Below are 3,317 nucleotides of genomic sequence, written 5' to 3' on the forward strand. Positions count from 1 at the left end.
GAGGTTTTTCTTGGTCAACTTTGCACAACTAATCTGCGGTGTACCTAAAGTAATCAAAGTGGCAATTTTAGCTCTAGCATTCCACAAACCTACCGCGCTAGCAGTAACATCACCATAAATTGTATAGGGTATTTCTCCCAGATAAATTCGACTAATCCACCCTCCGGCTGAGTGTCCGACTAGATTAATTTGCTGGCTATTATTATCTACTAAAGCTGCATTAACAGTTCGACTAAGTTGTCGCAAAATCGATACCATAGATCGACCGCCGAGTGTTGGTAGCCAATTTCGTACTCGTAGTGGTACCGTCGTTGTCGGCGTACCTATTTCGGTTAAAGCCTGTTGAAGTGGCAGATAGGCATCGGCACTTTCGAGGTAGCCAGGTAATATAACAGTGGGTAACATTCACATAAGTCGGATCGACACAAAATATTATGCAACTCAACCGGATTTCTAAACTACAAACCTACTTGAGATCGAGGTTATTTCGATTCAACAATTACTCCATCCACCATCCGAATTGTCCGTTTTGTTCTAGCTGCAACACTGGCATCGTGAGTGACAACTACGATCGTCGTACCTTTTTGATTTAACTCTGTCAGCAGATTCATAATCTCCTTAGAAGTTGTGGAATCTAGTGCGCCAGTCGGCTCATCGGCGAGGACTAGAGCGGGATGATTGACTAAAGCACGGGCGATCGCCACCCGTTGTTGTTGTCCGCCAGAAAGCTGATTAGGGCTATTCTGAAGCCTGTCGCTCAAACCGACTTGGACTAATGCGGCTGTCGCTTGTTCGATTCGTTGAGACTTATCGACATCGGCATAAATCATCGGTAACATCACATTCGAGAGGGATGTGAGCTTTGGTAAGAGGTTGAACTGTTGAAATACAAATCCAATATATTGATTGCGAATATCGGCAAGTTCATCATCATCGAGCTTAGTCAGATCTTGCCCTGCTAAAAAATATTGTCCGCTACTTGGCCTGTCGAGACAACCGATAATATTCATTAGGGTCGATTTTCCCGAACCAGAAGCTCCCATGATTGCGACATATTCGCCCTCTTCGATCGACAAATTAATGCGTTTGAGGACTGGAACATCGATCGTGCCTAAATGGTAAGTTTTAGTAATATCTTTGAGTGAAATCATACTTGCCATAGTCAATTAATCCCCATGTAATGCCAAGATCGGGTCTAATTTAGCCGCATTACGGGCAGGTATACCGCCCGCCAACACCCCAACAATCAGCGAAATGATAAAACCGATCGCCACCGACCATAGAGACACAATGAAGGGGAATTTGAATACCGTAGCGGCAATAAACGCAACGGCGATCCCAAATCCGATGCCGATCGCCCCACCAATACTCGAAATGACGATCGATTCCATCAAAAATTGACTAAGAATCGCGCCGCTAGTCGCACCTACGGCTTTTCGCAAGCCGATTTCTCGCGTCCGTTCCATTACAGAAACTAGCATAATATTCGCGATGCCAATGCCACCAACGATGAGGGAAATTCCGGCGATCGCCGTAACCATCAGGGAAAATGACCCGACAATATTCGTGAAAGTCTTAATAATATCTACTTGGTTAGTAACTCGAAAATCATCCAGTTTTGGTGGGACAATATGATGGCGGAGCCGGAGTACATTTGTGACCTGAAATTGTGCCGCTTCTAACTCGTCAGCATCGCTAGATTCTAACCAGAAACCATTAATTGCTACGCCTGTGAGGGCATTATTGCCAACAATTTGAGCGGACATATTAGTCAGTGGTAGATAAACCACGTCATCCAGATCTTGCGGCCCAACCGACCCTTTCGACTCCATCACGCCCACTACAGTATAGCGATTGCCCCGAATCCGAATATCGGCACCGATCGGATTTTCCGACGCGGTAAATAAATCATTTCTCACCTTGGAACCAAGAACGACAACGGGTTTAGCAGTATCCAAATCCGCCTGACGGAAAAATACTCCCGTTTCCGGCTGAATATTTTTCACGGCTGGGTAGTTCAAATCCGTACCGATCGCCGTTGTAGCAATGTTGACATCACCCCGCACCACCTGAATATTACCGCGTTGTAAAAATGCCGAAACTGCGCTGGCTGCGGGGACTTGTTTGGCGATCGCTTGAGCATCTTCCCAGGTTAATGTACTCGAAGAACCAGCTCCCTGACTGATTCCACCCGTTCTCGCTGCCGCCGCCGACACCAGCATCACGTTGGTGCCCAATGCCTCAATTTGTAGCTCTGTTGACTTTTGGACTCCTTGACCGATCGAAGTAATCGCAATCACCGAGGAAATCCCAATAATTATCCCCAGCATCGTCAATCCGCTACGGACTTTGTTGCTCCACAGGGTTTCCACTGCCATCAAGAATATTTCTAGCAGCGAAATTTTGCGTTTAGTCCGACGAGATGGACGCAGGAGGGATTTGGATTTGTTAGGAAAATCCCCTTCTTGGAGGGGTGCCCGAAGGGTGGGGTGGGTAGATTTACGCATGAATTCAAGGATGTATAAATGGTAATATTTCCGGCTATCTAACGTCCACCGCCGCCAGTAAGGATGCTACCCCCACCGACTTTGCGGGTTCCGGCAGGAAAACTAAGTAAAACCCGTTCGTTCCCAGTTAAACCAGATTTAACCTCAGTCTTATCATTAACAGTCGTCCCCACCACGATCGGCACAAACAAAGGATCGCCGCCTGGTTTCGACACAAATACGCCCTGAGCCTTAGCCTGTTGGACGATCGCCGCCGTCGGCACAATCAGCACCTGATTTAGCTCTCCAGCTTGGAAATCGATCGTCACATTCATCCCTTGATGGAGCAATCGTTGGGAGTCAGTAACCGCTACTTTCACCTCAAAACTGGTCACATTTTGTTGCACCAATGACTGAGTAGCAACTTGTGTCACTTTGCCCTCAAAGGTTTTGCCAGAATAAGCATCCACCTTAATAATTGCCACTTGCCCAACGCGGATTTGGGAAATACTGGCTTCGGCTACCTGCGCCACAATTTCATTTGTAGATGCTAAAGCCAGAATTGAAGATGAGGTTGCTGAAGTCACCGCACTACCCGCCGTGGTAGGAGTCACAAACGCACCAGGATCGGCATATTTACGGGCAATAATCCCCGCAAAGGGAGCGCGAATGACCGTATCGTCGATATTCCGTTGCGCGATCGCGACTGCACCTTGGGCTGCTACTACCTGGGCGCGGGCTTGGGCGATATCTTCGGGACGAGATCCGGCTTTGAGGAGGTTCAATGCTTCTTGCCGCTGATTGACGACGCTTTTGGCTTGGGCGATATCT

General features: G+C 47.6%; 4 protein-coding genes. All 4 read right to left on the reverse strand.

Annotated features, from left to right (window positions below; genetic code table 11):
* Positions 1-405, reverse strand: a 405-nt coding sequence (locus tag ACEW9J_RS11960) for an esterase/lipase family protein (protein WP_373545348.1), incomplete at its 3' end; no start/stop codon positions are given.
* A gap of 77 nt (positions 406-482) precedes the next feature.
* The gene (locus ACEW9J_RS11965; protein ID WP_373545349.1) at positions 483-1,160 is read right to left on the reverse strand and encodes an ABC transporter ATP-binding protein; all 678 of its coding nucleotides are present in this window, start codon (positions 1,158-1,160) and stop codon (positions 483-485) included.
* Between the two features lie 6 nt (positions 1,161-1,166).
* Positions 1,167-2,507, reverse strand: coding sequence for an ABC transporter permease (locus ACEW9J_RS11970; RefSeq protein WP_373545350.1), 1,341 nt, complete (start codon positions 2,505-2,507; stop codon positions 1,167-1,169).
* 38 nt (positions 2,508-2,545) lie between these two features.
* Positions 2,546-3,317: efflux RND transporter periplasmic adaptor subunit (locus tag ACEW9J_RS11975; protein WP_373545351.1), on the reverse strand; the 772-nt coding region annotated here is incomplete at its 5' end.

Origin of the sequence: Chamaesiphon sp., assembly GCF_041737865.1 — a bacterium.
Taxonomy (GTDB): Bacteria; Cyanobacteriota; Cyanobacteriia; order Cyanobacteriales; family Chamaesiphonaceae; genus Chamaesiphon.

What these genes read in the sequence shown, in the direction of transcription:
- ACEW9J_RS11965 (WP_373545349.1), bottom strand. Translation starts at nt 1,160, where the DNA reads ATGGCAAGTATGATTTCACTCAAAGATATTACTAAAACTTACCATTTA.
- ACEW9J_RS11970 (WP_373545350.1), bottom strand. Translation starts at nt 2,507, where the DNA reads ATGCGTAAATCTACCCACCCCACCCTTCGGGCACCCCTCCAAGAAGGG.